The following is a 24,391-nucleotide window of genomic DNA, read 5'->3' as shown; positions in this document are numbered from 1 at the left end:
TATTTTAAGGTATAAATTGCAAGGTTGTAGGTATTATTTCGTTGTTGTGAGCGGGCGTTGTTGTTTTGTTTCCGATGTCATTCCCGCGAAAGCGGGGATCCAGTCTTTTTTTATTTTTTTTGGATACCGTGGTCAAGCCACGGTATGACACTGAACGTAATACTCACTCGCAATGACGAAAATTAAATTTTAAATTTCTTTTCTCTATGAGTTCAAATAAAATTAATAAAAAGTCGATTGCACGTATTGCAGCAGTGCAAGCTATTTATCAAAACATATTGCAAAATAACGATGATATGGATGATATCATACAAAATGTACTTTCTTTTTATCAAAATAATAATTCTACAACAGATTTACCTGAGAATTTAAAAATATCATTAAGTATAAGTCATTTTAAAATGCTGGTAAAGTCAGTATTTGAAAATATTAATAAACTAGACGAAATTATCGACAATCATTTAACAAATGATAAAGATCCTGCACATATGCCGATCTTACTCCGAGCTTTATTGCGGGTTAGTATATGTGAGCTATTATTTTGCCCTACTACTCCTGCTAAAGTAGTAATCAACGAATATACGGACATAGCAAATGATATGTTAAATGAACACGAGATTGGTTTTGTGAATTCAATATTAGACAAAATAGCTCAAGAAAATAATAAAATTTCATGACAAATAATTTAAGCGGTTATAGAAATAAATTCGTTAGAGTTAAGACTTCTAAAAAACGTACCGTCTCTTCTAGTAATTGGCTTAGACGCCAATTAAACGATCCGTATGTTGCAAAAGCACGTATAGAAGGCTTTAGGTCGAGAGCTGCATATAAACTACTTGAAATCCATGAAAAATTTAAACTTTTTAATCCTAACATGAAAATTGTTGATCTAGGAGCAGCTCCTGGGGGGTGGAGTCAAGTAGCTTCCAAGCTTATTAAAGCTTCGGATCATAGCCTAAATAATAAAATAATCTCTATCGATTTGTTAGAAATCGAACCTATTGCCGGAGTTGAGTTTTTTCAAAAAGACTTTTTTGAAGAAAATACGGAAGCATTAATTATTCAGGCTTTAGACGGTAAAGCTGATATAGTAATGAGTGATATGGCATCAAATACCATAGGTCATAAAGCTACAGACCATATAAGAACCTTACTTTTATGTGAGCAGGCTTTTGAATTTGCTTTAAAAGTGTTAAAACCCTCTGGTCATTTTATTGCTAAAATTTTTCGTGGCGGTGCAGAAAATGAATTATTAAATAAAGTGAAGCGTGAATTTAGAACGGTGAAACATTTTAAACCTTCATCCAGCCGCAGCGAATCTACGGAAATCTATTTAGTTGCTCTAAATAAGAAATAATAGACTTCTTTCATAACTTGCTTCTAAGGGTAATTTGTGCGTCGATCCGGTACTCGCATGGCATTTGCGTGGACCGGTAAATGCTCTTTATGTCATTCTTAGCTAAAAGCGGGAATCCAGAAAAAAGTATACATACAGAAAATTTTTGAAATTAAAAGCTCGATTTATCTCGCTTTATGCTGGATTCCTGCTTTCGCAGGAATGACATCGGTATCCACGCAACAACGTCTCCTCGCAATGACGACTTTCAGTATCCACGCAACAATGCCTACTCGCATCCTCACGTACTAAAGTGTACGCTGCGGCGGCAAGCACTTCCGTGTCTCCTACAAATTCCTCCTTATTAACGCCAGTTTAGGATAAGAAGAGTTTAAGATTATCGAAAAAAGAGTTTAAAATATTAGTTTTAGTAATATTAAAAGCATTAACACAAGCTAGAATATGAACTAAAAAATTAGTAGGTGATCGATGCCTTGAGTGTTCAAGATTCATATTATTTTTTAGGACATTAAATACTGACTCAACCAACGACCTTTTTCTAAGCTGTATTTTATCTTCCATTTCCAATAAATGATTCTTCATATCTTTTCTAATTCCTGTAAATAAGCGTAATCCACGACCTAATAATTTAGTAAATATTTCCTTAGAAATATACTTCTTTTACCTGAAGAATTGGTAGTATTAGATATTAATTATCCATAAGAACATTGATTATTCGCTCATCTAAATATTCATTTTCCAACTTTTCAAGTTAAAGAAGTATACAGATAAAACATTACTGCTTTACTTAAATAATGAAGAAGAAAAAAAAGAGTTTATTTTAAGCTTTTGTCAAAATTCTTTAGATTATGATGAAGCGTTAGAGGTTTGCCGGTATTTTCTTGAAAAAAAAAGAAAGTGAACAAATACATAAAACTGTTTTTCAAGGACTTAGTTATATAGTAATCAGAGTCCAAAAAATAAATTTTGATATAACATTGCCGTTTATCAAAAAATTTATAAAGTTAGATAAAAGTTGTGTGCATATTTATACAGGCTTTTTTTGAGTTAACATAGCAATTATGATACCTGAATTAAGAAAAAAAGCAATGCCTTTTTTGAAAAAAGCAAAATCACCTTATCTAAAAGAAATACAAGCCTTAAATCATTGAATATTGCTTTATTGCACTTTTATATTCAACTTCTTAAGCCGAATAGCAGATTATGTAATAATTCGCTATTCGTGTTAATTAACTATTATCTTTTTTCTTGGAGGAATATAGATTGTTTCATCTTCAGCATGCGAAATCTTTTCTAAAAGTCCGATAAAACGGTCTTTATTAGGTACTAGCTTTACTATTGCCCACCCTTCTTCTATTGATTTCTTTATGCGTTCTATATCAGATTTATGCTCTGAAAAAGATATAACTTTTTGTGCTGGATTTTGCATATTGATAAATCAATTATAGTTAATAAATGTTAATATTATAGTAAATATTTTTTAATAAATCAATCACATATTTATTATTTGCTAAATATAAATAAAATGATTACCATATATTAGGTCTTGTCTACTTATATCCTAATAAATAGTTTAATTAAAAATTAAAAGTTGTACAACAATTTTTTATTTTAAACATATATTTTTATTTCACTTATTAACTTTATTTAATTTAAACTGTATAATTTAATTATGTCAAATGATAATTTACAACCGCCTGCTCTTTCTAAAAAGCAATTATTTGCTTTTTTTGGTATGGTTGTCGGGATGTTTATGTCGGTACTTGATATTCAGATTGTCGCTAGCTCATTATCCGTAGTAGCTGCAGGTCTTGCTGCATCAAGCGATGAGCTTTCTTGGGTTCAAACATCTTACTTAATAGCTGAAGTTATCATTATTCCTATTACCGGCTTTTTAGCAAGGTTACTTTCTACCAAAATTTCTTATTTTATTGCAGCTCTAGGATTTACGGTTATGAGCGTATTATGTTCGCTCGCAACTAATATTGAATCAATGATTATCTTTAGAGCATTACAAGGATTTTTTGGTGGTGCTATGATACCGACGGTATTTAGTACCGTTTTTATAATTTTTCCTGCATCACAACGTCCTACCGTTACTATCTTAATCGGTCTTGTGGTAACCGTTGCCCCTACTTTAGGACCTACACTCGGTGGATATATTACGGAGATTTTATCATGGCATTTTATGTTTTTATTAAACGTCATACCTGGTATTTTCGTATGCACGGTAGTATTTTTATATGGGGATTTTGATAAACCAAATTATAAATTACTGAAAAATTTTGATTTTCTCGGTATATTATTAATGGCTTTAACGCTCGGCTTATTACAATATGTTTTAGAAGAAGGAAACAAAAAAGGTTGGCTTGAGGATAATTTAATATTATTTTTAAGTATTGCAGTAGCTTTAGGTTTTGTTTTATTAATCATTAGAGAACTAACCTTTATTAATCCAATTTTAGATTTAAAAACATTCCTTTATAAAGACTTTACTTTTGGTTGCCTTTATTCATTCGTTATGGGTATCGGATTATACGGGGCAGTATATATATTACCGCTATTTCTCTTTACTATTGCCGGATATGATACATTACAAATCGGGGCTACTATGATGGTGACGGGCGGAGCACAATTTTTATCTGCACCACTTGCCGGTAGGATGTTAGGGCTAGGGGTAGATTTACGCCTGATGCTTATTATAGGGCTTGGAGGGTTTGCTCTCGGATGTCATTTGAATAGTTTTCTAACGCCTGATTCTAAATTTGCTGCATTTGTGCTTCCTCAATTTGTTAGGGGGCTTTCATTAATGTTTTGTTTTATACCGACTAATAATATAGCTCTTGGCAATATGCCAAAAGAAAGAGTAGGTAACGCTAGCGGGCTTTATAATCTTACTCGTAATTTAGGAGGAGCTGTAGGACTTGCGGTAATCAGTACTATACTTACTAATGATACTAAAATCTTTATGCAATATTTATCGGAAAATATCTCGTCTACTTCTATAATGGCATTAGAACAACTAGATTCTTACACTGAATTATTAAGCGGGAAAGTCCTTAATCCTGAAAAAGCATCCTATTTGTTATTAGCAAACAAATTAAATAATGATGCTTTTGTAATTGCAATAAATAATATATTTAATATGATAGGGCTGTTATTTGTATTTATAATGCTACTAATACCTTTTACTTCAAATATCAAATTAACCGGAAATGTTAATGCTCACTAAAATTAAATTTATATTATATTTTCCTTGGTTATTATTAGAAATATGGAAATCAGCTTTCTCGGTTATCAAAATAATTTGGCAAAGAAAGATAGAGATAGAGCCGGTTTTTGAATGGATTGACGCAGAAGGGCTAGAAGAAATCGGTGAAGTAATTTATAGTAACTCGATTACATTAACACCCGGTACGGTAACACTTGATATAAATAATAATATGCTATTAGTGCATGCACTCAATAAATCATCGATTACCGATCTACAAAGAGGTAGAATGATTAAAAAAATTAAGCAAATATTAAAAACAACTTGAGGTAGAAAATAATATCAGATATAAACGCTCTAAAGTGTAAAAAAGTTTTGCTTAAAGTTTCAGGAGAAGCTTTAATGGGAGACAAGCAATTTGGACATGAATATGAGGTAATAAAAAAGATTGCCGGCGATATTAAGGAGGTCATTGATTTAGGAGTAGAAGTCGCTGTTGTAGTCGGAGGCGGGAATATTTATCGAGGGATCAATGCAGCACTTGTCGGTATGGACCGAGCTTCAGCGGATTATATAGGTATGCTTGCAACGGTGATTAATGCTTTAACATTACAAAACGTTATGGAAAGCCTAGGTATCTATACAAGAGTTCTATCGGCTATTCCTATGATGAGCGTGTGTGAGCCTTATATTCGCCGCAAAGCTAAAAGACATATGGGAAAAAAGCGTGTAGTAATTTTTGCTGGCGGCACGGGTAACCCTTTTTGTACAACCGATAGTGCCGCAGTACTTCGTGCAATCGAAATGAATTGCGATATTTTATTAAAAGCAACTCAGGTTGACGGCGTATATGATGCCGACCCTAAAAAAAATCCTGATGCTAAAAAATATTTCACTATTAGCTATAAAGATGTTATAACTAACAACCTGCAAGTCATGGATACGGCAGCTATTGCAGTTGCAAGAGAAAATAAGTTACCTATACGAGTATTTTCGATAAAAGAACAGGGAAATTTTGCTAGAGTAATACAAGATAAAGGCGAATATACGACAATTGAGGAATAATATATTGTAGTGTGACTCGGTTTTTCGTCATTGTGAGGAGGTCTTGTTGCGTGGACTGGTAAAATCCACTGTGTCACCCCGTGACTTGACCACGGGGTCCATAAAAATAATAAACAAATACTAATAATTTTAGTATTTTAACTGGATCCCGCGATCAAGTCGCGGGATGACAATAGAAAACCGATCCACACAACAATGTACTTGGTTCATGTACTAATAATATATAAAATAAATATATGGATGAATAAATATGGACACAGAAACGTTAAAGAAAAACTTACAAGAAAAGATGGATAAAGCTCTGAAAGTTTTAGATCATGAGCTTAAAGGGCTACGTACCGGTAGAGCTTCGGTTAATTTGCTTGATAGCGTAACCGTGGAAGCTTACGGGAGTAAAATGCCGCTTTCACAAGTTGCTTCTCTATCCACCCCGGATGCACGAACAATTAACGTGCAGGTTTGGGATAAATCTATGGTGTCCTCGGTAGAAAAAGGAATTACGATAGCGAATCTTGGCTTAACTCCAGCAACAGACGGTCAATTAATCAGACTACCGATACCGGCTTTAACTGAAGAAAGACGTAAAGAACTGGTAAAGCTTGCTCATAAATACGGTGAGGCTACTAAAATTTCATTACGTAATATTAGAAGAGACGGCAATGAAGAACTTAAAAAGCTAGAAAAGGATAATATTATTGCAAAAGATGAGCATCATAGCTTATCTGAACAAGTACAAAAACTAACCGATGATTATAGTAGTAAAGTTGGCTCGGCAATAAAACAAAAAGAACAAGAGATAATGACTGTTTGATTCTAATCGTCATTGCGAGCAGCCATAGGCTGCGTGGCAATCTCGTCAAATACCCTGAGATTGCTTCGTCAAAATTTTCAATTTTTCCTCGCAATGACGCCAACGCCTAAAAATACCCGAATGAAGAACATAAAACTATGATTACAAAAGAAGAAGCACAGAAAATAGCAAAATTAGCTAGATTAAAACTTGAAGAAGATACTGTAGAAAAATTTTCTACTCAGCTTAGTACTATTATGAATATGATTGATATCTTAAATGAAATAGATTGCAAAGATATAGAACCTTTAACTTCGGTTTCTAATATGAATACTAGAATGCGAGAGGACGCCGTTACGAGTTCTGATTTATCAAATAAATTATTTGATAATGTAAGCGGAAATAGTGCCCAGCTTGCTAAAGAAGTAAAATATTTTATCACTCCAAAGGTTGTTGAATAATTATGACGGAACTAAACAAATTAACAGTAGCAGACAGTGTAAAAGGTCTAAAAAATAAAGATTTTACAAGTAAGGAATTAGTTAATGCACATATTAAACAAATAGAGAAACATAAAAACCTAAATGCTTATGTTACCGAAACTTTTGATTTAGCTTTAAAACAGGCTGAAGCAGCCGATCAAAATTATGCTAAAAATCAACCGCGAACACTTGAGGGTATACCATTTGCCGCTAAAGATCTTTTCTGTACGAAAGGAATTAGAACTACGGCATGTTCTAATATACTGAAAAATTTTATACCTAATTATGAATCAAGCGTTACACAAAATATTTTTGATAAGGGCGGTGTGATGCTCGGCAAAACCAATATGGATGAATTTGCGATGGGTTCGGCAAATATCACTAGTTGTTTTGGAAATGTAATTAGCCCTTGGAAAGCAAATGATGATAATGCAGATTTAGTTCCGGGCGGTTCTTCAGGCGGTTCAGCTGCAGCAGTTAGCGGGTTTATGGCATCTGCTGCTCTTGGTAGCGATACTGGAGGCTCGGTACGTCAACCTGCAAGCTTTACGGGTTTAGTCGGATTTAAACCGACATATGGTCGTTGCTCAAGATACGGAATGGTATCGTTTGCTAGCTCACTTGATCAAGCAGGGATATTTACTAGAAGCGTTTTAGACAGTAGCATTATGCTTGAAGCGATGATGGGGTTTGATGAAAAAGATTTTACTTCGATTAAAGCAGAAGTTCCCGAACTACAATCCGCTATCGGAAGTTCTATGAAAAATATGAAGATAGGTGTACCTCTTAGCCTTGGTGAAGGCAATATTATTGAACCTGATATTATGAAAATGTGGCAGGATACCATAGAGCTACTTAAAAACGCCGGTGCTGAAATAGTTGATATTACGCTGCCGCATGCTAAATACGGTGTTGCCGTTTATTACGTAATAGCACCGGCTGAAGCTTCTTCAAATTTATCTAGATATGACGGCGTTAGATACGGTCTTCGAGTAGAACGTGCAAATATGACGCTTGACGAAATGTATGAAATGACTAGATCAGCCGGATTTGGGGAGGAAGTAAAACGTCGTATTATGATTGGAACACATGTGCTTTCATCTAGTTGTATGGATGCATATTATCTAAAAGCTCAAAAAGTACGTCGTTTAGTTGCAAACGATTTTAATAATGCTTTTGCAAAAGTTGACGCCATTTTGTTACCTGCAACACCGACCGAAGCTTTTAAGATCGGTGAAAAACAAAATGATCCGACTATTATATATTTAAACGATTTATTTACTATTCCTGCAAGTTTAGCCGGTTTACCTTGTGCATCGGTTCCTGCCGGATTATCGGCACGAGGTTTACCTCTTGGGATGCAGATTATAGGTAAACAATTAGATGAATATAATGTTTTGAAAGTAGCATCGACAATTGAGTCAGGTGTAAAACATATTAAATTTGAGCCAAAGGATTTTTAATTATGGCATATATTGAAGGTAATACGGGGAAATGGGAATATGTAATAGGGCTTGAAATCCATGCTCAAATTTCCTCAAAATCTAAGCTTTTTTCAGGAAGTAGTACTATTTTTGCAGCAAGTCCAAATTCGCAGGTTTCCTATGTTGATGCAGCAATGCCCGGGATGTTACCGGTATTAAATAAGCATTGTGTACACCAAGCAATTAAAACAGGGCTTGGGCTTAAAGCTAAAATAAATAAATATTCGGTATTTGATCGTAAAAATTATTTTTATGCCGATCTGCCCCAAGGTTACCAAATCTCACAATTTTACTATCCTATAGTACAAAACGGGACTATGGAAATACCGACTAGTACCGGCGATCTTAAAACTATTCGCATTAACCGTTTGCATTTAGAGCAGGATGCGGGTAAATCTATACATGATCAATCACCACATTACAGCTTTATCGATTTAAATCGTGCCGGTATTGGGCTTATGGAAATTGTAACCGAGCCTGATATATCTTCGCCGGAAGAAGCGGCTGAATTTGTAAAAAAGTTGAGGAATTTGTTACGTTATATCGGCAGCTGCGACGGTGATATGGAAAAAGGCTCAATGCGTTGCGATGCTAATATTTCAGTAAGACGTAGTGGCGAACCACTAGGCACAAGATGCGAAATTAAAAATATTAATTCAATTCGTAATATTATTAAAGCAATAGAATTTGAAGCTAAAAGACAAGTAGATTTGCTTGAAAGCGGTGAAGCAATAATTCAAGAAACACGCTTATTTAATGCCGATAGCGGCATCACTAGAACTATGCGTTTAAAAGAAGAAGCACTTGATTATAGATATTTTCCTGATCCTGATTTATTACCGCTTGTTATTTCTGATGAGTTAATAAATGAACTAAAAGCAAACTTACCTGAGCTACCTGATCAAAAGACTGAAAAATATACGAAAGAATTTGGCTTAAGTAAATATGATGCCGAAGTAATAGTAGCCGATGAATCGGTTGCTGAGTATTTTGAGAAAGCAGCAAATGAATGTAACCCTAAAATGCTTACTAATTGGCTAACTAGTGAGTTGTTCGGACAATTAAACAAAGCATCGATAGGAATAAATGAATGTAAAATTACTCCTAGTAACTTTGCAAAACTGGTAAAATTAATAGAAAATGATACTATTTCCGGTAAAATTGCAAAAACCGTTTTTGAAATTATGTTTGAAACCGGTAAAGCACCTGATAAAATAGTAGAGGAAAAAGGACTGATGCAAGTTTCGGATAATAACGTGCTGAACACAGTAATTGACGAGGTAATAGCTGAAAATCCTGAATCAATAGAGGGTTATAAAAGTGGTAAGGATAAATTATTCGGTTTCTTTGTAGGCCAAGTAATGAAAAAAACCGGCGGTAAGGCTAATCCGACGCTTGTGAATCAGCTTTTAAAGGATAAGCTGGATTCTTGATGTTTACCGATGTTGTCTGCATGGTTTCTATGTCATTCCTAGCTAAAGACATTATTGCGTGGACCGGTAAAATCCACTGTGTCACCTAGTTCGCTTGACCACGGGGTCCATAACAACAATAAAAAATACTAATAATTTTAGTATTTTTAACTGGATACCGTGGTCAAGCCACGGTATGACACACCAAACGGGTTTTTCAAGCCATACAACAAGCTCAATGCCTTACGGAAATGACACGGAACACACTAAAACTTAAAACATTATTTTTATGAAATTTCTAAAAATATTTCTACTATCTTTCTTACTAGTTTCTTGTGAAAAAAAAGAAACGGAAAAAACTTTAATAGTCGGTACTGCCGCAGATAATCCTCCTTATGAATTCATCCAAGACGGAGAGATTGTTGGGATTGATATTGATATTATAAAAGCAATAAGTGAGCGTCTAAATAAAAAAGTTATCATAAAAAACTTCGACTTTAACGGTTTACTTGCAGCTTTAGTTAGTGAAAATATTGATGTTGCGGTGGCGGAGCTTTCCGTAACACCGGAGCGTTCCGAATATATCAGCTTTTCCGATAACTACGCTACTGCAAGATTTGCCATAATATATAGAACAGGCGATAATATACAAAATAGCAAAGATCTAGATAATAAAATAGTAGGGGTACAGCTCGGTAGTGTTTTAGAAAAAAAAGCACAAGATCTATCACAGACAATGAATATTAAAGTTCATTCTTTAGCAAATCATTTAATGTTAGTTGAAGAGTTAAAAGCCAGAGTCATAGATGCTATTATTTCTGAGGAATTTCAAGGCAAGAAATTAAAAGAAAATAATTCAAATTTAGAAAGCAGTACTTTAGAAGAATTTTCATCAGATTTTGCTATAGGTATGTCTAAAAACTCAGGACTAATTAATGAAATTAATGAGGCAATCGATTCATTAAAAAAAGACGGAACCATTAACAAAATTATGAAAAAATGGCTGGGACAGTAACAGAAAGTCAATTTAAAGATACTATGAGTCGATTCCCCCAGGGAGTGACTATTATAACAACAACTTGTAATAACGAGCTTTTTGGCTTTACTGCTAGTTCTCTTACTTCTGTATCTTTAAAACCACCGTTAATATTATTTTGCCTCAATAAAAACTCTTTTAGTATAAACAGTTTTCAGAAAAGTGATAAATTCGCAGTTAGTATTTTAGCAGAGAATCAAATTGATATCTCAAAACATTTTGCTCAATCACAACCTAATAAATTTACAAAAATTGCTTATGAGCTTGGCAATAAAACCAATTGTCCTTTAATAAACGGTGCAACTTGTTATATAGAATGTAATAAATATGCTTCTTATGATGCCGGTGACCATGTTATATTTATTGGTGAAGTAATAAATACTGCTATTAAAAATGATTTAAAGCCTCTATTATATTTTCATAAATCTTATGCAAATTTACAATAAATCAAACATGATTAATATCGGTCTTAGCGGTTCTACCGGTAAAATGGGAAAAACCATTACAGAGAGAATAGATAAATTTAAAGATTGCAAAATTTCAGCAAAATTTAATAGTACTAATAATTTAGATGATTTAGATAATTTTTGTAAAAATTCTGATGTAATCATCGATTTTTCTACTCCTGAAATATTAGAAAAATTAATTAATTATGCATTAAAACATAATACAAAATTAGTAATCGGAACCACAGGACTTCAGCCTCAACATTTTAAGCTTTTAGAAAAAACAGCTCAAACTTTACCTATTTTATATTCTGCAAATATGAGTATCGGGGCTAATTTGCTCAGCTATTTAGCAAGAAAGACAACAAAAATACTAGATGATTACGATATTGAAATTCTAGAAACCCATCACCGTAATAAAAAAGATTCACCCTCAGGAACTGCTATTATGCTTGCTGAAACAATTGCAAGCGAGAAAGGATTAAATATAGCATTTAATCGTGGTAACAGACCGAGAAGCGAAAAAGAAATAGGTATTTCCTCGCTTCGTGGTGGAAATGTTCACGGTATACATGAAATATCTTTCCTAGGTGACGATGAAATAATCATTTTAAAACACGAAGCTCTGAATAAAAACTCTTTTGTCATTGGTGCAATTAAAGCTGCTATTTGGCTACAGGATAAATCACCGGCTTTATATTCAATGCAAGATATTTATAATTATCACTTGAAAAAGAGCCTTTAAAGGGCTATATTTTATTATTATACCTTGGTAAATGAAGAATTGGTAGACGAAGCTCAATTTGAAAAAGAGCAAGGGGAGTCTGTAAACCGAGGAGCGGAGCGTATACTTAATACGTGAGCATCCGAGGGCTTACAAAGACGACGTAGCCAATTTTTCAAGTTCAGCGAGTATAAATAACATAATCCTAAGGTTACTTTATGATCGATTATACAAAAACTTTAACTGCCACCTCAAAGAATAAAACTTTTGATGAAGGCTTAAGAAAATACATGCTTAAAGTATATAATTATATGGCTTTAGCACTTTTACTAACCGGTGTAGCAGCCGTAACGACTATATCAGTTGAACCTATTTATAATTTAATGTTTCAAACAGGTTTCGGCACTATTATAATGTTTGCTCCGCTCGGTATCGCTTTATATTTCTTTATGGGCTTCGGACGAATGAACCTGAAAACGGCACAAATATTATTTTGGGTTTATGCCGGTTTAACCGGTATGTCGCTTGCATATTTAGCTCTTATTTATACCGGTGCCTCGATAGCTCGTACTTTCTTTATTTGCTCTTCCGTTTTTGGAGCAATGAGTTTATACGGTTATAGTACGAGTAGAGATCTAACATCTATGGGTTCATTTTTTGCAATGGGTCTTATAGGTCTTATCATTGCTTCATTAGTCAACTTGTTTCTAAAAAGCTCGGCTCTTTCTTTTGCTACTTCTCTTATTGGAATAGTAGTATTTATGGGATTAATTGCTTGGGACACTCAAAAGATTAAGTCTATGTATTACATGGCAGGAAACGATGAAGTAGGACAAAAGCTTTCTATTATGGCAGCCTTTACTTTATATTTAGATTTTATAAATCTTTTCCTATATTTAATAAGATTTTTAGGCAATAGAAGAGATTAATTGGTATCCTTTCTGCAAAGTCATGATTTATTCATGGCTTTGTTTTTTTCATTGTCATATCACGATCAAATCTATAGTACCGAATAGTTTTTAAAAAGACCTCGATGTTATATCCCCACAAAAGCGGGATCTTGTTGTATGGATACCGACTCCTCATTGTGAACGGTCTAAGCGAGTTGGCGTTGTTGCGTGGATACCGATGTCATTCCTGCGAAAGCAGGAATCCATCATAAAGCGAGATAAATCGAGCTTTTAATTTCAAAAATTTGCTGTACTTATACTTTTTTCTGGATTCCCGCTTTTAGCTAAGAATGACATAAAGAGCATTTACCGGTCCACTCAACAATACCTGCTCGCAATGACGATTGAGATAGCCATGCAACAATGTCATCGCCCTAGCAGCAATTATAACTTCTTATTCTTTCTCTGCATTTTTTCTAGCTGACGGTGATAGCATAACGCTTAGCTCTTTTAGAGCTTTATCTTCTACATAGCTTGGAGCGTTCATTAGTAAATCTTCAGCTTGCTGATTTAAAGGAAATGCAATTATTTCTCTTATATTAGTAGCTTCTGCGAGTAGCATAACGATTCTGTCAATACCGGGAGCTATTCCGCCATGTGGTGGAGCACCAAACTTAAACGCTCTAATCATACCGCCAAATCTCTTATCAACTTCCTCCTCACTATAACCTGCTATGGAAAATGCTTTATACATAATCTCAGGCTTATGGTTTCTAATAGCACCGCTAGAAAGCTCTATACCGTTACAAACAATATCATACTGGTATGCATTAAGCTCAAGTAGTTCTTCAGTTGTTTTAGCATTTTCTAAGGCTTCCAAACCACCTTGTGGCATAGAAAATGGATTATGGCTAAAATCAATTTTTCCTGTTTCTGCATTTAATTCATAAAATGGAAAATCAGTAATCCAACAGAATTTAAAGCAATCTTTTTCAAGTAAATCAAGCTCTTCACCAAGTCTTATTCTAACCTTACCTGCAAGCTTTGCAGCTTTTTCTTTTTTATCGCTAGCAAAAAATACGGCATCACCGTTACTAATACTAGCTGTAGCTTTTAGACTCTCTAATTGCTGCGGGCTTAAGAATTTTGCTACCGGTCCTTTTGCTTCACCGGTTTCACTAAACTGAATATAGCCAAGTCCACCTGCTCCTTCTGATACCGCAAACTCTATCATTTTATCGAAGAAACTACGAGGCAGTGCAGCTGCCTTAGGGGCAGGAATTGCACGAACAATACTACCTTTTTTGATATTCTCTCTGAAAATCGTAAAATCGGAATCTCTAAATATCTCAGTTACATCAGCAATTATAATAGGATTTCGTAAATCAGGCTTATCAGAGCCGTATTTTAGCATAGATTCATTATATGGAATACGAACAAAAGGAGTCTTTGATACTTTTTTATCCGTGAATTTAGTGAATAAATCATACATCACAGGCTCAATAGTACTAAATACGTCTTCCTGTGTAACAAACGACATTTCTACATCTAGCTGATAAAACTCGCCAGGTGATCTATCGGCTCTTGCATCTTCATCCCGAAAACAAGGAGCAATTTGGAAATAACGATCAAAGCCTGATACCATCAATAACTGCTTGAATTGCTGAGGTGCTTGCGGTAACGCATAGAACTTACCAGGATGCATCCTACTCGGTACTAAGAAATCCCTAGCACCTTCAGGTGCACTTGCCGTTAAAATCGGTGTTTGAAATTCGGTAAAACCTCTTCCCGTCATCAAATGACGAATATGAGCAATAATTTGTGAACGTAGTATTATATTATTATGTAACTTCTCACGTCTAAGATCCAAAAAACGATGCTTAAGCCTTGAATCTTCCGGAGCATCTTTTTCGGTATTAATAACAAAAGGTAGAGTATCTGCAACCGATTCAACAATAAATTCACCTGCTAAGACCTCAATATGACCTGTCGGAAGCGTATCATTAATAGTATCATTTGATCTTGCTACAACTGTACCGCTTACCGTAATTACCGACTCATAACGCAAACGGCTTGCATCTTCCATAAGCTGCTGGTTTTGATCGGTAAACACGATTTGAGTTATACCATAATGATCACGTAAATCTATGAAAACTAGATTACCGTGATCTCTTCTTCTATGTACCCAACCGGATAACTTAACTTCTTTCCCAACATCGGATATTTGTAATTCGTTACAATTATGAGTTCTATATTTATGCATTTTCTACGTATATTTCTTTCCTTTATACATATACATAAAATTACAGAGTTTCGCAAATAAAAACTAAAGTTTTACCTTGCCAAAATTTTATCTTGATATTGCAGCAGCTTTTGGCTTTGATGGGAGTTGCTGATAATTTTGTTGTTGAGGTTTTACTTGATTTAACTCACCTTTAATCCATTCATATATTGCTTTCTTAGGGTTTTTAATTATCTCTGCAACATTTTCTACTAGATTTATTATTCCTTTAACTAACGATAATACATCTTTTGCTATTTCACCTATAGAATTATTACCTGCTTGTAGTTTTTCTTGGTCTTTATTGGACAAATTACTACGTATGTTATTCATTCTTGATTTAAGCTCATCTTGTTCTAGCTCTTCTTTTGTAAAATGTGACTTAAGTTTTCTATCAACAATTTTTTGTTCTTCCGGAGTTAAATTCTTGTATTGATCAACAAGTTTATTAACTTTTTCTTGTTCTTCCGGTAGTTTTGAAATATTTTCAGCAATATTTGGCATTTGTTTCTCTCATAAAGTTAAAACATATTAATTTTGCGTATTATATATATTTTTTAACTTTATACAAGAAAAACTTTAATAGAAATTAACCTTTGAACGCAGCCTTAATACCTAGAAAGTCTAAAAAATTTCGTAATTCTTGACGTGCAAGCACGTGTGAGCTATTAAATGCTCTATCATATTTTGCAGTTTTTAGATCAAATAATGTTAGACCTTGTAAAAATAACTCCCTATATATTACACGTTCACTAAATCCTTCTGCGAGTTTAAAGTTAATTCTTTTAGCAAGTTTAGCTAATACATTCCCTACGCGTCTTTTATTTAATGCATCAAGATTGCTTAAACGATTGCGAAGTATTACCCAATCTATACTAATTCTATCACGACTAGCACGCTCCATTTTCTGCTCCCAAATCATTTGACTATATATTGATGGGCTAATAATTTCATCCTTGCTATCGACTTTTGCTATTACGTCTAAATCTAGAAAGCTGTCATTAATCGGTGTAATAATTGTATCGGCGTAAGAATGAGCAACTCTTGATAAAGGAGTATGACTGCCTGGGGTATCAATCACTATATAATCGGCATCTTGATTATTTTCTAGTACTTCCTCAAAACTCTTGACTTGCTCTTCTATCTCTCCTTCAGATATATGAAAATGTTTTGGTACTAATACAGGTTTATCAGGATTTTGTTTATTATATAAATCTCGATTTTTTAAATAGCTTGTTAAAGAACCTTGCCTTGAATCGGTATCAATACTTACTACCGAGCAATTTTGATACAGCAAAGCTATTATTAGATGCATACAGCAGGTAGTTTTACCTGCTCCACCTTTTTCATTACCGATAACAAATATATAAGGTTTATTTATTGTGTTCATAATTATATTCAGAATAAACGAATAGTAGATAGACGAAGTTTAATGTCATTTTTAGCTAAGCATTGTCAGATGAACCCGATGTCATTCCCGCGTAGGCGGGAATCCAGTTCTTTGTCATACCACGACTTGATCGCGGTATCTAATTTATTATTTTTAGATCCCGTGGTCAAGCCACGGGATGACATCCCAAAGCCTTGGATTCCCGCTTTCGCGGGAATGACATAAAACGATCCATGCAACAACGCCCTTCGCTTCTCGCAATGACGACTCTGTATTCATGCAAGCAATGCCACACAAAAACGGCATCAAGTATATTCTTTGATAAATTTTTCAAGTAATCTAACACCATATCCAACTGCTCCCTTAGGCCCGAGTGCTGAAGCTTTGTTACTATTTGCAACGCCTGCTATATCTAAATGAGCCCAATCTACCCCGTCTTTAATGAAGCGTTTGATAAAATGTGCAGCCGTGCTGCTTCCGGCAGCTCCCGGTACGTTACCGATATTTGCCATATCGGCTATGTCGGAATTGATCATTGCATCATACTCATCATGAAGCGGCATTCTCCAAAGTTTTTCATTAACTTCTTCCCCTACTTTTATTAACTTATCAGCTAACTCATCATTATTGGAAAAACAACCGGCATATGTACTACCGAGTGCTACGGTTATCGCTCCTGTTAGAGTTGCAACGTCAATCACGCATTTAGGCTTAAATTTTTCTTGTGCATACCAAACGGCATCGGCAAGTACTAAACGCCCTTCTGCATCGGTATTTAAAACTTCTGCAGTTTGCCCTGACATAGTAGTTACTACATCTCCTGGACGCTGTGCGTTACCGGACGGCATATTTTCTACAAGCCCTACAACACCGACTATATTTACAGGTAATTTTTGACCGGCAACCGCAATCATAGCACCCACGACTGCTGCAGAACCTCCCATATCGTATCTCATTAAATGCATATTACTTGACGGCTTTAAGGAAATACCGCCTGTATCAAAAATCACTCCTTTACCAACCAAAGCAATAGTCGGAACATCTTTACTGCCGCCTTTATATTCCATCACTACTAATTTTGACTCGTTTTGTGAACCTTGACCGACCCCAAGTAATGCTCCCATACCAAGATTTTTCATCTCACGTTCACCGATAACGTCAACATCTACTCCGAACGGTTCAAGTATATCAACTATTCTTTCAGCATAAACTTGCGGAGTTTTAATATTTGATGGTTCATTACATATATCTCGTGTAAAAAATACTGCCTCAGCAATTAATTTTTTGACTTCAAATAATTTTGCTGCTTCAGTACTATTATCGGTAAAAATCTCAATTGACTCTACTGCAAACTTCTCTGCTTCTTTTAAGGTAGTTCTATATTTATTAAATCTGTAAGAAGCAAGGAATGCACCGCTAGCAACTAAAGATATAAATGTTTGAGGTGTAAACTTGCTAATTCTATTTGTAAGTTTTAAGCCGATAGTAGAAATTTTAGCACAAATTGCATTTTGTAAGATTTTACCGCCTAACTCTTCAATTTTTGCTTCAGTTAATTTTTCTTCATTCCCAAGACCTGCTATTATCAAATATCTAACCTCGCCTGATTTAATGACAGACGGAATAACTTTAATCTGTCCATATTTACCGGTAAATTGCAGTTTATTCTGAATAGTTTTAGAAATTAATCCGTGATGTTGTTGATCAAGTCCTATTAAATTACTATCAAGCTTTAACTGTTCATCAATAAAAACTACTAGACCCTGATTAGTAGATGATTCTTCATTCACAAAATTTATGTTAAGCATACTCATTCCTTATATTACTTTTGACTTTGGATAATTCTATTTATCTTGATAAAACTTTGCAAGTATTATAATTGATTTAAAACAAAATCTCATTAAATAGCATTTGACAAATGTTAATGTTTTTTATATTTTGCTGACGAGTTAGTTAAATTTAAGTAATAATATGCCAGTACATGACATCACTTCTCATTTAATTAAGCAGAAGTATACAATGATTAAAACATCATGTGAGCTAAACCAAGATATGGATGAGATTTATAGCCTCACGCCTCATCCAATGCGATATACTTGCTTTAACTATTTAAAGTTATTATCTCTACCTAATATCGCTAGCATTTTATGTAACAAAGCTTTGTTTTACGGCTAATCCTGTATGGACATGGACAGGGGCTAATATTTTGTATAAGAAGATGGATTAAGCAATAGCCAAAAAAATATTACACGGCTTACCTGATGAAATAGAAGCAGATCAACATATACCTAAAATTGTTGAGTATGTATTAAAAAAATATGAAGAAAACCCTACATTAGCACCTCTTGTTGAACCTACATTTATACAAAAATTTTTAGCAAAGACCGGTAAATATATTCCTGCTTTTTCTAAAATAGTAAAGTTTTGGAATGAAGGAGGAATTAATTATTCTGATGAAATACAAACAAAACGAAAATTAATTGACGTTATTTATAAACAAATTGTTTCTAAAGCTTATGAAGTAGGTAAAAAAGGAGAAAAACTTGAAATAACGGATGTGAAAGCACTTTTCCCAGAGATAAATTTTGAAGAAAAAATCAATGCTAAATCAGAAAATCTTGAAATAGAGAAAGTAGAAGTAATCAATGAAGAGCCTTTAATTTCTGAATTACCTGTTAGACATCTTTCTAAACCAGTTTATAGAGAGGAATTTAAAGGAGATACGGAACGCGCAGCACCGCAGCGTATATAGACATATGTGAGGATGCAAGTCTAGGCTCGACGTCTAAATTACCTCTAGAAGCGAAGTTTAGGAAGATGTCTATTGATCAAAAACACGAGGAAGCTACGATTACTACTAATGCAAATAATGGTATTAACCCATTAGTAAACTTACTCATGTTAAAAGCTTTACATGATGGAATTTGTCAAGAGGTGCTGAAAACTTATGTTGAACATTGTTTAGCAGAAATTCCGATATCTAAAAATCAAGAAATACTTGAAAACTTCCGATATGAAGATTCTTTAGCAAGATTACAATTATACGGTAATTATAATTATGATAACAATAATACGTATATCTTTGAACAACCAGTATCTTATTTAGGTCAAACCTACGAGCATTTAACAGCACCGATTGCTTGTTATTAAAGAATCATTCCTACAAAATAAGAAAAAGCCTATAGTACCAGACATTTTGTTAAAAAATCCCAATGTCATCCCCGCGAAAGCGGGGATCCAGACTAAAAAAACTTTACTTTACTGGATTCCCGCCTACGCGGGAATGACATAGAATAAAAATTGTCCGGTACTATAGTTATCCCCGCGTGGATACTAAAGGTCGTCATTGCGAAAAGCGAAGCGACGTGGCAATCTAGAAAATAATTAAAAAAATTCTGTAAATCAGAATTTTTAACTGGATCCCGTGGTCAAGCCACGGGATGACAGTGGTGAAATTGAGCCATACAACAACGCTTAGGTCGTTCGCAATGACGACTTTCAGTATCCACGCAATAACGCCTTACAAGAATCAAGTATATTTATACATTTTCTTCATCAAGCTTCACGGCTGCTTTACGCATTTTATCCATAAAGTAACCGGTTCCGGCAGGTACTAATCGTCCAACTATCACGTTTTCTTTTAATCCTCGTAGCTTATCTATTTTACCGGCAATAGCTGCTTCTGTTAAAACTCTAGTAGTCTCTTGGAATGATGCCGCAGAGATAAACGATCTAGTTTGCAGAGAAGCTTTAGTAATACCTTGTAATATTAATTGTGCTTCAGCAGGTTTTAAACCATTTTTAATAGCTTTTTCATTTATCTCCTCGAATTCATGTCTATCTATTTTTTCACCTGCTAATAAGGTAGTTCCACCTGAATCCGTGATTTCTACTTTTTGTAACATCTGACGAATAATAACTTCTATGTGCTTATCATCAATCTTTACACCTTGTAAACGATAAACGGCTTGAACCTCTTTAACAATATAATTTGCAAGAACCTCTACACCCATTACTTTTAAAATATCTTGAAGTACTGGATTACCGTCAATCAATAAATCGCCTTTTTTAACAAAGTCACCTTCGTTAACTACAACATGCTTGCCTTTAGGTACCATATACTCAATAGACATTGTTTCATCAATCGGATGTATAATAATACGTCTCTTAGATTTATAGTCTTTACCGAATTCTACTCTACCGTCAACCTCGGCAATAACTGCGTGATCTTTAGGACGTCTTGCTTCTACAAGCTCGGCAACTCTCGGTAAACCACCGGTAATATCTTTAGTAGTGGTTGATTCTTTCGGTATACGTGCAATAATATCACCTACAGATATTTGTACTCCGTCTTCTACGCTTAAAACTGCTCCAACCGGCAAGTAATATCTAGCTTCTAAACCATTTGATAAGGTTATAACTGCACCTTTAGTATCTAAAAGCTGTATACGCGGACGTAATTCTGCACCGCGTGAATATTGCTTCGATTCAATAATAACTTTACTCGGTATTCCAGTAGCTTCGTCAGTTACGTCACGAATAGAAATACCCTCAACCATATCTTTGAATAAAACTTTACCTGATTTCTCCGTGATAATCGGTATAGTATAAGGATCCCACTCCGCTAGTTTTTGAGTTTTAATAACCATATCACCGTCATCAACAAGTAATCTAGCACCGTATGGAATTTTATGACGAGCCTTTTCATTACCGTTATTATCAAGTAATAATAATTCACAATTTCGGCTCATAACAATTTTACGTTCTTCGGAATTAATAACAACGTTACGACTTATAATTTTCACTTTTGCGTCACAGGAAGCTTCTACAGAAGAAACTTCAGCACCTTTTGTTGCCGCTCCTCCGATATGGAAAGTTCTCATTGTAAGCTGCGTACCTGGTTCACCGATAGATTGAGCAGCAATAACCCCGATTGCCTCACCCTCCGACACCAACGTACCGGTAGCAAGATCCCTACCGTAACATATGCTACATATACCGGTAGTACTTTCACAGGTTAATACGGATTTTATCATAATTCTGTCGAGTCCAGCCGACTCAATCTGCTCTAACTTTGCTTCATTAATAAACTCGCCTTTATTGAGAATTAGATCATTAGTTACAGGATGAAATATATCGATAGCGGTAGTACGACCTAAAATCTTTTCAGCTAAAGGTACTATAACTTCTCCCCCTTCAATAACACTCTTAACTTCAATCCCTTTATCAGTTCCACAATCTTTTTCGGTAATAATACAATCTTGTGCAACGTCTACTAATTTTCTTGTTAAGTAACCTGAGCTTGCCGTTTTTAAAGCCGTATCTATTTGCCCTTTACGCATTCCGTTAGCAGAATTAAAACACTCAAATTCAGTTAATCCTTCCTTAAAGTTAGAGATAATAGGAGTTTGTATAATTTGACCGTTTGATTTGGTCATTAAACCTCGCATACCGCCTAACTGCTTAATTTGCTGGAAAGAACCTCTTGCTCCGGAGATAGCCATCATATATATAGCATTTATTTTTTGATGATTCGGATCATCACTAACTGGCGGCGTAGCAATCTCTTTCATCATGTCGTTTGCTACTCTATCGGTACATCTTGACCAAGCATCAACTACTTTATTGTATTTCTCTCCATAAGTAATTAAACCGTTTGAATATTGTTGTTCAAATTCTTTTATTTCAAGCTGAGTTTCATTGATATGAGTACTCTTAGATTCCGGTACTACCATATCGTCCATTCCAAAAGAAATACCTGAAGAACAAGCATATTTAAAACCTAGTTTCATTAGCTGATCGGCAAAAATTACTGTAGCTTTTTGACCGCAGTGACGATAAACTAAATCTATAACTAATGATATGTCTTTTTTAGTGAGTTGTTTATTAATAAACTTGAATTCTATATTAGGGTTAGAAGGCAATAATTCACCGACCATTAACCTACCGTAAGTAGTATCAATGATAACAGGGACCATTTTACCTTCGACATTTAGCTGATTTCTACGATATTTTATCTTTGTATGAATAGTTATAAATTTATTATATAAAGCATGTTCCATCTCAGCTAAATCTGAGAACATCATCCCTTCGCCTACTTCATTATCAAATGCAAGGGTTAGATAATATAAACCAAGTACTATATCTTTATCCGGTACAATAATAGGACGTCCGTTTGCAGGGCTTAAGATATTATTTGTAGACATCATAAATACCCTAGCTTCAAGCTGTGCTTCAATCGATAACGGAATATGTACCGCCATCTGATCACCGTCAAAGTCCGCATTAAACGCAGCACAAACAAGCGGATGAAGCTGAATCGCTTTACCTTCGATTAATAGCGGTTCAAATGCTTGAATACCTAATCGATGCAATGTCGGAGCTCTATTAAGTAAAACCGGATGCTCTCTTATGACTTCTTCAAGCACATCCCAAACTTCAGGCTTTTCAGCTTCCACCATTCTTTTTGCGGCTTTAATAGTCGTAGCAATACTGTACAACTCAAGCTTAGAATAAATAAACGGCTTAAATAGCTCCAATGCCATTTTTTTAGGTAAACCGCACTGATGGAGCTTAAGCTCAGGTCCGACCACGATAACCGAACGTCCTGAATAGTCAACCCTTTTACCAAGTAGGTTCTGACGGAAACGACCTTGCTTACCTTTAAGCATATCACTTAATGACTTAAATTGACGCTTATTAGCATTTTTCGCTGCTCTACCTCGACGACCGTTATCAAATAACGCATCCACTGCTTCTTGTAACATTCTTTTTTCGTTCCTGACTATTATATCAGGAGCTTTTGACTCTATTAGTTTCTTTAAACGATTATTCCTATTAATTACTCTTCTATAAAGTTCATTTAAGTCCGAAGTAGCAAATCTCCCGCCGTCAAGCATAACAAGCGGTCTAATTTCAGGAGGAATAACCGGCAAAACATCCATAATCATCCATTCCGGCTTATTTTCCGACTCTAAAAAATCCTCTACTAATTTTAAACGCTTTACTAATTTTTTCTTTTTGACTTCTGAGGAAGTGGTTTGTAATTCCTCGTATAATTCTTGCTTTAACTTTAAAAAATCAAGCTCTTTAAGCATTTGTTGTATTACTTCTGCACCTATAGAGGCAGTAAATGCATCTTCACCGTACTTATCTTTTGCTTTCTGTAATTCTTCCTCTGTTAAGAGTTCGCCTTTTTGTAAAATCGATAACCCTGGGTCAACTACTACATAATTTTCAAAATAAAGAATCTTTTCTACATCTCGCATTGTCATATCAAGAAGCATACTAATTCTTGAAGGTAGTGACTTTAAAAACCAAATATGAGCAACGGGAGCAGCAAGTTCAATATGCCCCATTCTTTCACGCCTTACTCTAGAAACCGTAACTTCAACGCCGCATTTCTCACATGTAATACCACGATTTTTCATCCGCTTATATTTACCGCAGAGACATTCGTAATCTTTTACCGGACCAAAAATTCTTGCACAAAATAAACCATCTTTCTCTGGTTTAAAGGTTCGATAGTTAATTGTTTCAGGTTTTGTTACTTCACCGAAAGACCACGAACGTACTTGATCAGGACTTGCTATATTAATCCTTATTTGATCAAATTGTTGAGTATTACTTAATTGTCCGTAAAAATTTACTACGCTCATAAATACTTTTCCTTAAAAATTACTCGTATACTTCTTTATTTAAAGTTCTCATTGTATGGTTTTCGTCATTGCGAGGAAATTGCAGAGCAATTGTACGCCCGCAATCTCGTGCCAAAATCCTGAGATTGCCACGCTCCTTTTAGTCGCTTAGCTCATGACGCTTTA

The 24,391-nt window shown here is 34.7% G+C and carries 23 protein-coding genes and 1 pseudogene; 15 read left to right on the top strand and 9 right to left on the bottom strand.

What is annotated here, in order from left to right; genetic code table 11:
- The first annotated feature begins 206 nt into the window (after positions 1-206).
- A complete protein-coding gene (gene nusB / locus AC5584_RS01210) occupies positions 207-677 on the top strand; it encodes a transcription antitermination factor NusB (RefSeq protein WP_410527563.1) in 471 nt (156 codons plus the stop codon).
- Entirely contained in the window at positions 674-1,357 is a 684-nt protein-coding gene (locus tag AC5584_RS01205; RefSeq protein WP_499216584.1) for an RlmE family RNA methyltransferase, read from the top strand. The genes nusB and AC5584_RS01205 overlap by 4 nt, the downstream gene beginning before the upstream one ends.
- Positions 1,358-1,711: 354 nt before the next feature.
- On the opposite strand, the gene AC5584_RS01200 is transcribed toward AC5584_RS01205, so the two are convergent.
- Positions 1,712-2,008, bottom strand: coding sequence for a transposase (locus tag AC5584_RS01200; protein WP_499216949.1), 297 nt, complete (start codon positions 2,006-2,008; stop codon positions 1,712-1,714).
- Positions 2,009-2,582: 574 nt separating this feature from the next.
- Positions 2,583-2,786, bottom strand: coding sequence for a DUF2674 domain-containing protein (locus AC5584_RS01195; protein ID WP_011271433.1), 204 nt, complete (start codon positions 2,784-2,786; stop codon positions 2,583-2,585).
- Positions 2,787-3,029: 243 nt separating this feature from the next.
- Between AC5584_RS01195 and AC5584_RS01190 the strand changes: the two genes are divergently transcribed.
- The 12 genes from AC5584_RS01190 to AC5584_RS01135 all read left to right on the top strand — a co-directional run bounded on the left by AC5584_RS01190 (position 3,030) and on the right by AC5584_RS01135 (position 12,936).
- Positions 3,030-4,589 (top strand): DHA2 family efflux MFS transporter permease subunit, encoded by a 1,560-nt coding sequence (locus AC5584_RS01190; protein WP_499216583.1) that lies wholly within the window; start codon positions 3,030-3,032, stop codon positions 4,587-4,589.
- On the top strand, positions 4,573-4,896 hold the full coding sequence (locus tag AC5584_RS01185) for a monovalent cation/H+ antiporter subunit E (RefSeq protein WP_410527880.1): 324 nt from the start codon (positions 4,573-4,575) through the stop codon (positions 4,894-4,896). The genes AC5584_RS01190 and AC5584_RS01185 overlap by 17 nt, the downstream gene beginning before the upstream one ends.
- A gap of 8 nt (positions 4,897-4,904) precedes the next feature.
- Positions 4,905-5,633 (top strand): UMP kinase, encoded by a 729-nt coding sequence (gene pyrH / locus AC5584_RS01180; RefSeq protein WP_499217076.1) that lies wholly within the window; start codon positions 4,905-4,907, stop codon positions 5,631-5,633.
- Between the two features lie 250 nt (positions 5,634-5,883).
- Positions 5,884-6,444 carry a ribosome recycling factor gene (gene frr / locus AC5584_RS01175; protein ID WP_499216582.1) on the top strand — a complete coding sequence of 187 codons (561 nt, stop codon included), beginning with the start codon at positions 5,884-5,886 and terminating at the stop codon, positions 6,442-6,444.
- Positions 6,445-6,581: 137 nt separating this feature from the next.
- A complete protein-coding gene (gene gatC / locus AC5584_RS01170; protein ID WP_499216581.1) occupies positions 6,582-6,884 on the top strand; it encodes an Asp-tRNA(Asn)/Glu-tRNA(Gln) amidotransferase subunit GatC in 303 nt (100 codons plus the stop codon).
- Positions 6,885-6,886: 2 nt separating this feature from the next.
- Positions 6,887-8,368: an Asp-tRNA(Asn)/Glu-tRNA(Gln) amidotransferase subunit GatA gene (gene gatA / locus AC5584_RS01165; RefSeq protein ID WP_499216580.1), complete on the top strand. Its 1,482-nt coding sequence runs from the start codon at positions 6,887-6,889 to the stop codon at positions 8,366-8,368.
- 2 nt (positions 8,369-8,370) lie between these two features.
- The gene (gene gatB, locus AC5584_RS01160) at positions 8,371-9,822 is read left to right on the top strand and encodes an Asp-tRNA(Asn)/Glu-tRNA(Gln) amidotransferase subunit GatB (RefSeq protein WP_499216579.1); all 1,452 of its coding nucleotides are present in this window, start codon (positions 8,371-8,373) and stop codon (positions 9,820-9,822) included.
- Between the two features lie 94 nt (positions 9,823-9,916).
- Positions 9,917-10,078, top strand: a complete 162-nt coding sequence (locus tag AC5584_RS01155) for a hypothetical protein (protein WP_410527874.1) — start codon at positions 9,917-9,919, stop codon at positions 10,076-10,078.
- 12 nt (positions 10,079-10,090) lie between these two features.
- Positions 10,091-10,816 carry an ABC transporter substrate-binding protein gene (locus AC5584_RS01150; RefSeq protein WP_499216578.1) on the top strand — a complete coding sequence of 242 codons (726 nt, stop codon included), beginning with the start codon at positions 10,091-10,093 and terminating at the stop codon, positions 10,814-10,816.
- Entirely contained in the window at positions 10,801-11,283 is a 483-nt protein-coding gene (locus AC5584_RS01145) for a flavin reductase family protein (protein WP_499216577.1), read from the top strand. The genes AC5584_RS01150 and AC5584_RS01145 overlap by 16 nt, the downstream gene beginning before the upstream one ends.
- Positions 11,284-11,290: 7 nt before the next feature.
- A complete protein-coding gene (gene dapB / locus AC5584_RS01140) occupies positions 11,291-12,028 on the top strand; it encodes a 4-hydroxy-tetrahydrodipicolinate reductase (protein WP_499217075.1) in 738 nt (245 codons plus the stop codon).
- Between the two features lie 197 nt (positions 12,029-12,225).
- Entirely contained in the window at positions 12,226-12,936 is a 711-nt protein-coding gene (locus AC5584_RS01135) for a Bax inhibitor-1/YccA family protein (protein ID WP_499216576.1), read from the top strand.
- 415 nt (positions 12,937-13,351) lie between these two features.
- Here AC5584_RS01135 and aspS read toward each other — a convergent pair whose 3' ends face one another.
- From aspS to AC5584_RS01105, 6 genes are all read right to left on the bottom strand, one after another.
- Positions 13,352-15,160, bottom strand: coding sequence for an aspartate--tRNA ligase (gene aspS, locus AC5584_RS01130; protein WP_499216575.1), 1,809 nt, complete (start codon positions 15,158-15,160; stop codon positions 13,352-13,354).
- 87 nt (positions 15,161-15,247) lie between these two features.
- Positions 15,248-15,682 (bottom strand): hypothetical protein, encoded by a 435-nt coding sequence (locus AC5584_RS01125; RefSeq protein ID WP_040256986.1) that lies wholly within the window; start codon positions 15,680-15,682, stop codon positions 15,248-15,250.
- An 85-nt stretch (positions 15,683-15,767) separates the two neighbouring features.
- Positions 15,768-16,568: a division plane positioning ATPase MipZ gene (locus AC5584_RS01120; protein WP_499162220.1), complete on the bottom strand. Its 801-nt coding sequence runs from the start codon at positions 16,566-16,568 to the stop codon at positions 15,768-15,770.
- Positions 16,569-16,633: 65 nt separating this feature from the next.
- Positions 16,634-16,753, bottom strand: coding sequence for a palindromic element RPE4 domain-containing protein (locus tag AC5584_RS01115; RefSeq protein WP_499216574.1), 120 nt, complete (start codon positions 16,751-16,753; stop codon positions 16,634-16,636).
- Positions 16,722-16,847 carry a hypothetical protein gene (locus AC5584_RS01110; RefSeq protein WP_499216573.1) on the bottom strand — a complete coding sequence of 42 codons (126 nt, stop codon included), beginning with the start codon at positions 16,845-16,847 and terminating at the stop codon, positions 16,722-16,724. The genes AC5584_RS01115 and AC5584_RS01110 overlap by 32 nt, the downstream gene beginning before the upstream one ends.
- A 26-nt stretch (positions 16,848-16,873) precedes the next feature.
- On the bottom strand, positions 16,874-18,376 hold the full coding sequence (locus AC5584_RS01105; protein ID WP_499216572.1) for a leucyl aminopeptidase: 1,503 nt from the start codon (positions 18,374-18,376) through the stop codon (positions 16,874-16,876).
- Positions 18,377-18,539: 163 nt separating this feature from the next.
- On the opposite strand from AC5584_RS01105, the pseudogene AC5584_RS01100 reads away from it, so the two are divergent.
- A pseudogene (locus tag AC5584_RS01100) lies at positions 18,540-19,718 on the top strand (palindromic element RPE1 domain-containing protein).
- A 389-nt stretch (positions 19,719-20,107) separates the two neighbouring features.
- Here AC5584_RS01100 and rpoC read toward each other — a convergent pair.
- A complete protein-coding gene (gene rpoC / locus AC5584_RS01095) occupies positions 20,108-24,226 on the bottom strand; it encodes a DNA-directed RNA polymerase subunit beta' (protein WP_499216571.1) in 4,119 nt (1,372 codons plus the stop codon).
- Positions 24,227-24,391 lie beyond the last annotated feature (165 nt).

It is taken from the genome of Rickettsia endosymbiont of Villa modesta, assembly GCF_964026485.1.
Taxonomy (GTDB): Bacteria; Pseudomonadota; Alphaproteobacteria; order Rickettsiales; family Rickettsiaceae; genus Rickettsia; species Rickettsia asembonensis.
The sequence above is the reverse complement of the archived record's forward strand: the minus strand, read 5'-3'. Positions and strand labels throughout refer to the sequence as shown.

What these genes read in the sequence shown, in the direction of transcription:
- nusB (WP_410527563.1), top strand. Translation starts at nt 207, where the DNA reads ATGAGTTCAAATAAAATTAATAAAAAGTCGATTGCACGTATTGCAGCA.
- AC5584_RS01205 (WP_499216584.1), top strand. Translation starts at nt 674, where the DNA reads ATGACAAATAATTTAAGCGGTTATAGAAATAAATTCGTTAGAGTTAAG.
- AC5584_RS01195 (WP_011271433.1), bottom strand. Translation starts at nt 2,786, where the DNA reads ATGCAAAATCCAGCACAAAAAGTTATATCTTTTTCAGAGCATAAATCT.
- AC5584_RS01190 (WP_499216583.1), top strand. Translation starts at nt 3,030, where the DNA reads ATGTCAAATGATAATTTACAACCGCCTGCTCTTTCTAAAAAGCAATTA.
- AC5584_RS01185 (WP_410527880.1), top strand. Translation starts at nt 4,573, where the DNA reads ATGTTAATGCTCACTAAAATTAAATTTATATTATATTTTCCTTGGTTA.
- frr (WP_499216582.1), top strand. Translation starts at nt 5,884, where the DNA reads ATGGACACAGAAACGTTAAAGAAAAACTTACAAGAAAAGATGGATAAA.
- gatC (WP_499216581.1), top strand. Translation starts at nt 6,582, where the DNA reads ATGATTACAAAAGAAGAAGCACAGAAAATAGCAAAATTAGCTAGATTA.
- gatA (WP_499216580.1), top strand. Translation starts at nt 6,887, where the DNA reads ATGACGGAACTAAACAAATTAACAGTAGCAGACAGTGTAAAAGGTCTA.
- gatB (WP_499216579.1), top strand. Translation starts at nt 8,371, where the DNA reads ATGGCATATATTGAAGGTAATACGGGGAAATGGGAATATGTAATAGGG.
- AC5584_RS01150 (WP_499216578.1), top strand. Translation starts at nt 10,091, where the DNA reads ATGAAATTTCTAAAAATATTTCTACTATCTTTCTTACTAGTTTCTTGT.
- AC5584_RS01145 (WP_499216577.1), top strand. Translation starts at nt 10,801, where the DNA reads ATGGCTGGGACAGTAACAGAAAGTCAATTTAAAGATACTATGAGTCGA.
- dapB (WP_499217075.1), top strand. Translation starts at nt 11,291, where the DNA reads ATGATTAATATCGGTCTTAGCGGTTCTACCGGTAAAATGGGAAAAACC.
- AC5584_RS01135 (WP_499216576.1), top strand. Translation starts at nt 12,226, where the DNA reads ATGATCGATTATACAAAAACTTTAACTGCCACCTCAAAGAATAAAACT.
- aspS (WP_499216575.1), bottom strand. Translation starts at nt 15,160, where the DNA reads ATGCATAAATATAGAACTCATAATTGTAACGAATTACAAATATCCGAT.
- AC5584_RS01125 (WP_040256986.1), bottom strand. Translation starts at nt 15,682, where the DNA reads ATGCCAAATATTGCTGAAAATATTTCAAAACTACCGGAAGAACAAGAA.
- AC5584_RS01120 (WP_499162220.1), bottom strand. Translation starts at nt 16,568, where the DNA reads ATGAACACAATAAATAAACCTTATATATTTGTTATCGGTAATGAAAAA.
- AC5584_RS01115 (WP_499216574.1), bottom strand. Translation starts at nt 16,753, where the DNA reads ATGTCATCCCGTGGCTTGACCACGGGATCTAAAAATAATAAATTAGAT.
- AC5584_RS01110 (WP_499216573.1), bottom strand. Translation starts at nt 16,847, where the DNA reads ATGAATACAGAGTCGTCATTGCGAGAAGCGAAGGGCGTTGTTGCATGG.
- AC5584_RS01105 (WP_499216572.1), bottom strand. Translation starts at nt 18,376, where the DNA reads ATGCTTAACATAAATTTTGTGAATGAAGAATCATCTACTAATCAGGGT.
- rpoC (WP_499216571.1), bottom strand. Translation starts at nt 24,226, where the DNA reads ATGAGCGTAGTAAATTTTTACGGACAATTAAGTAATACTCAACAATTT.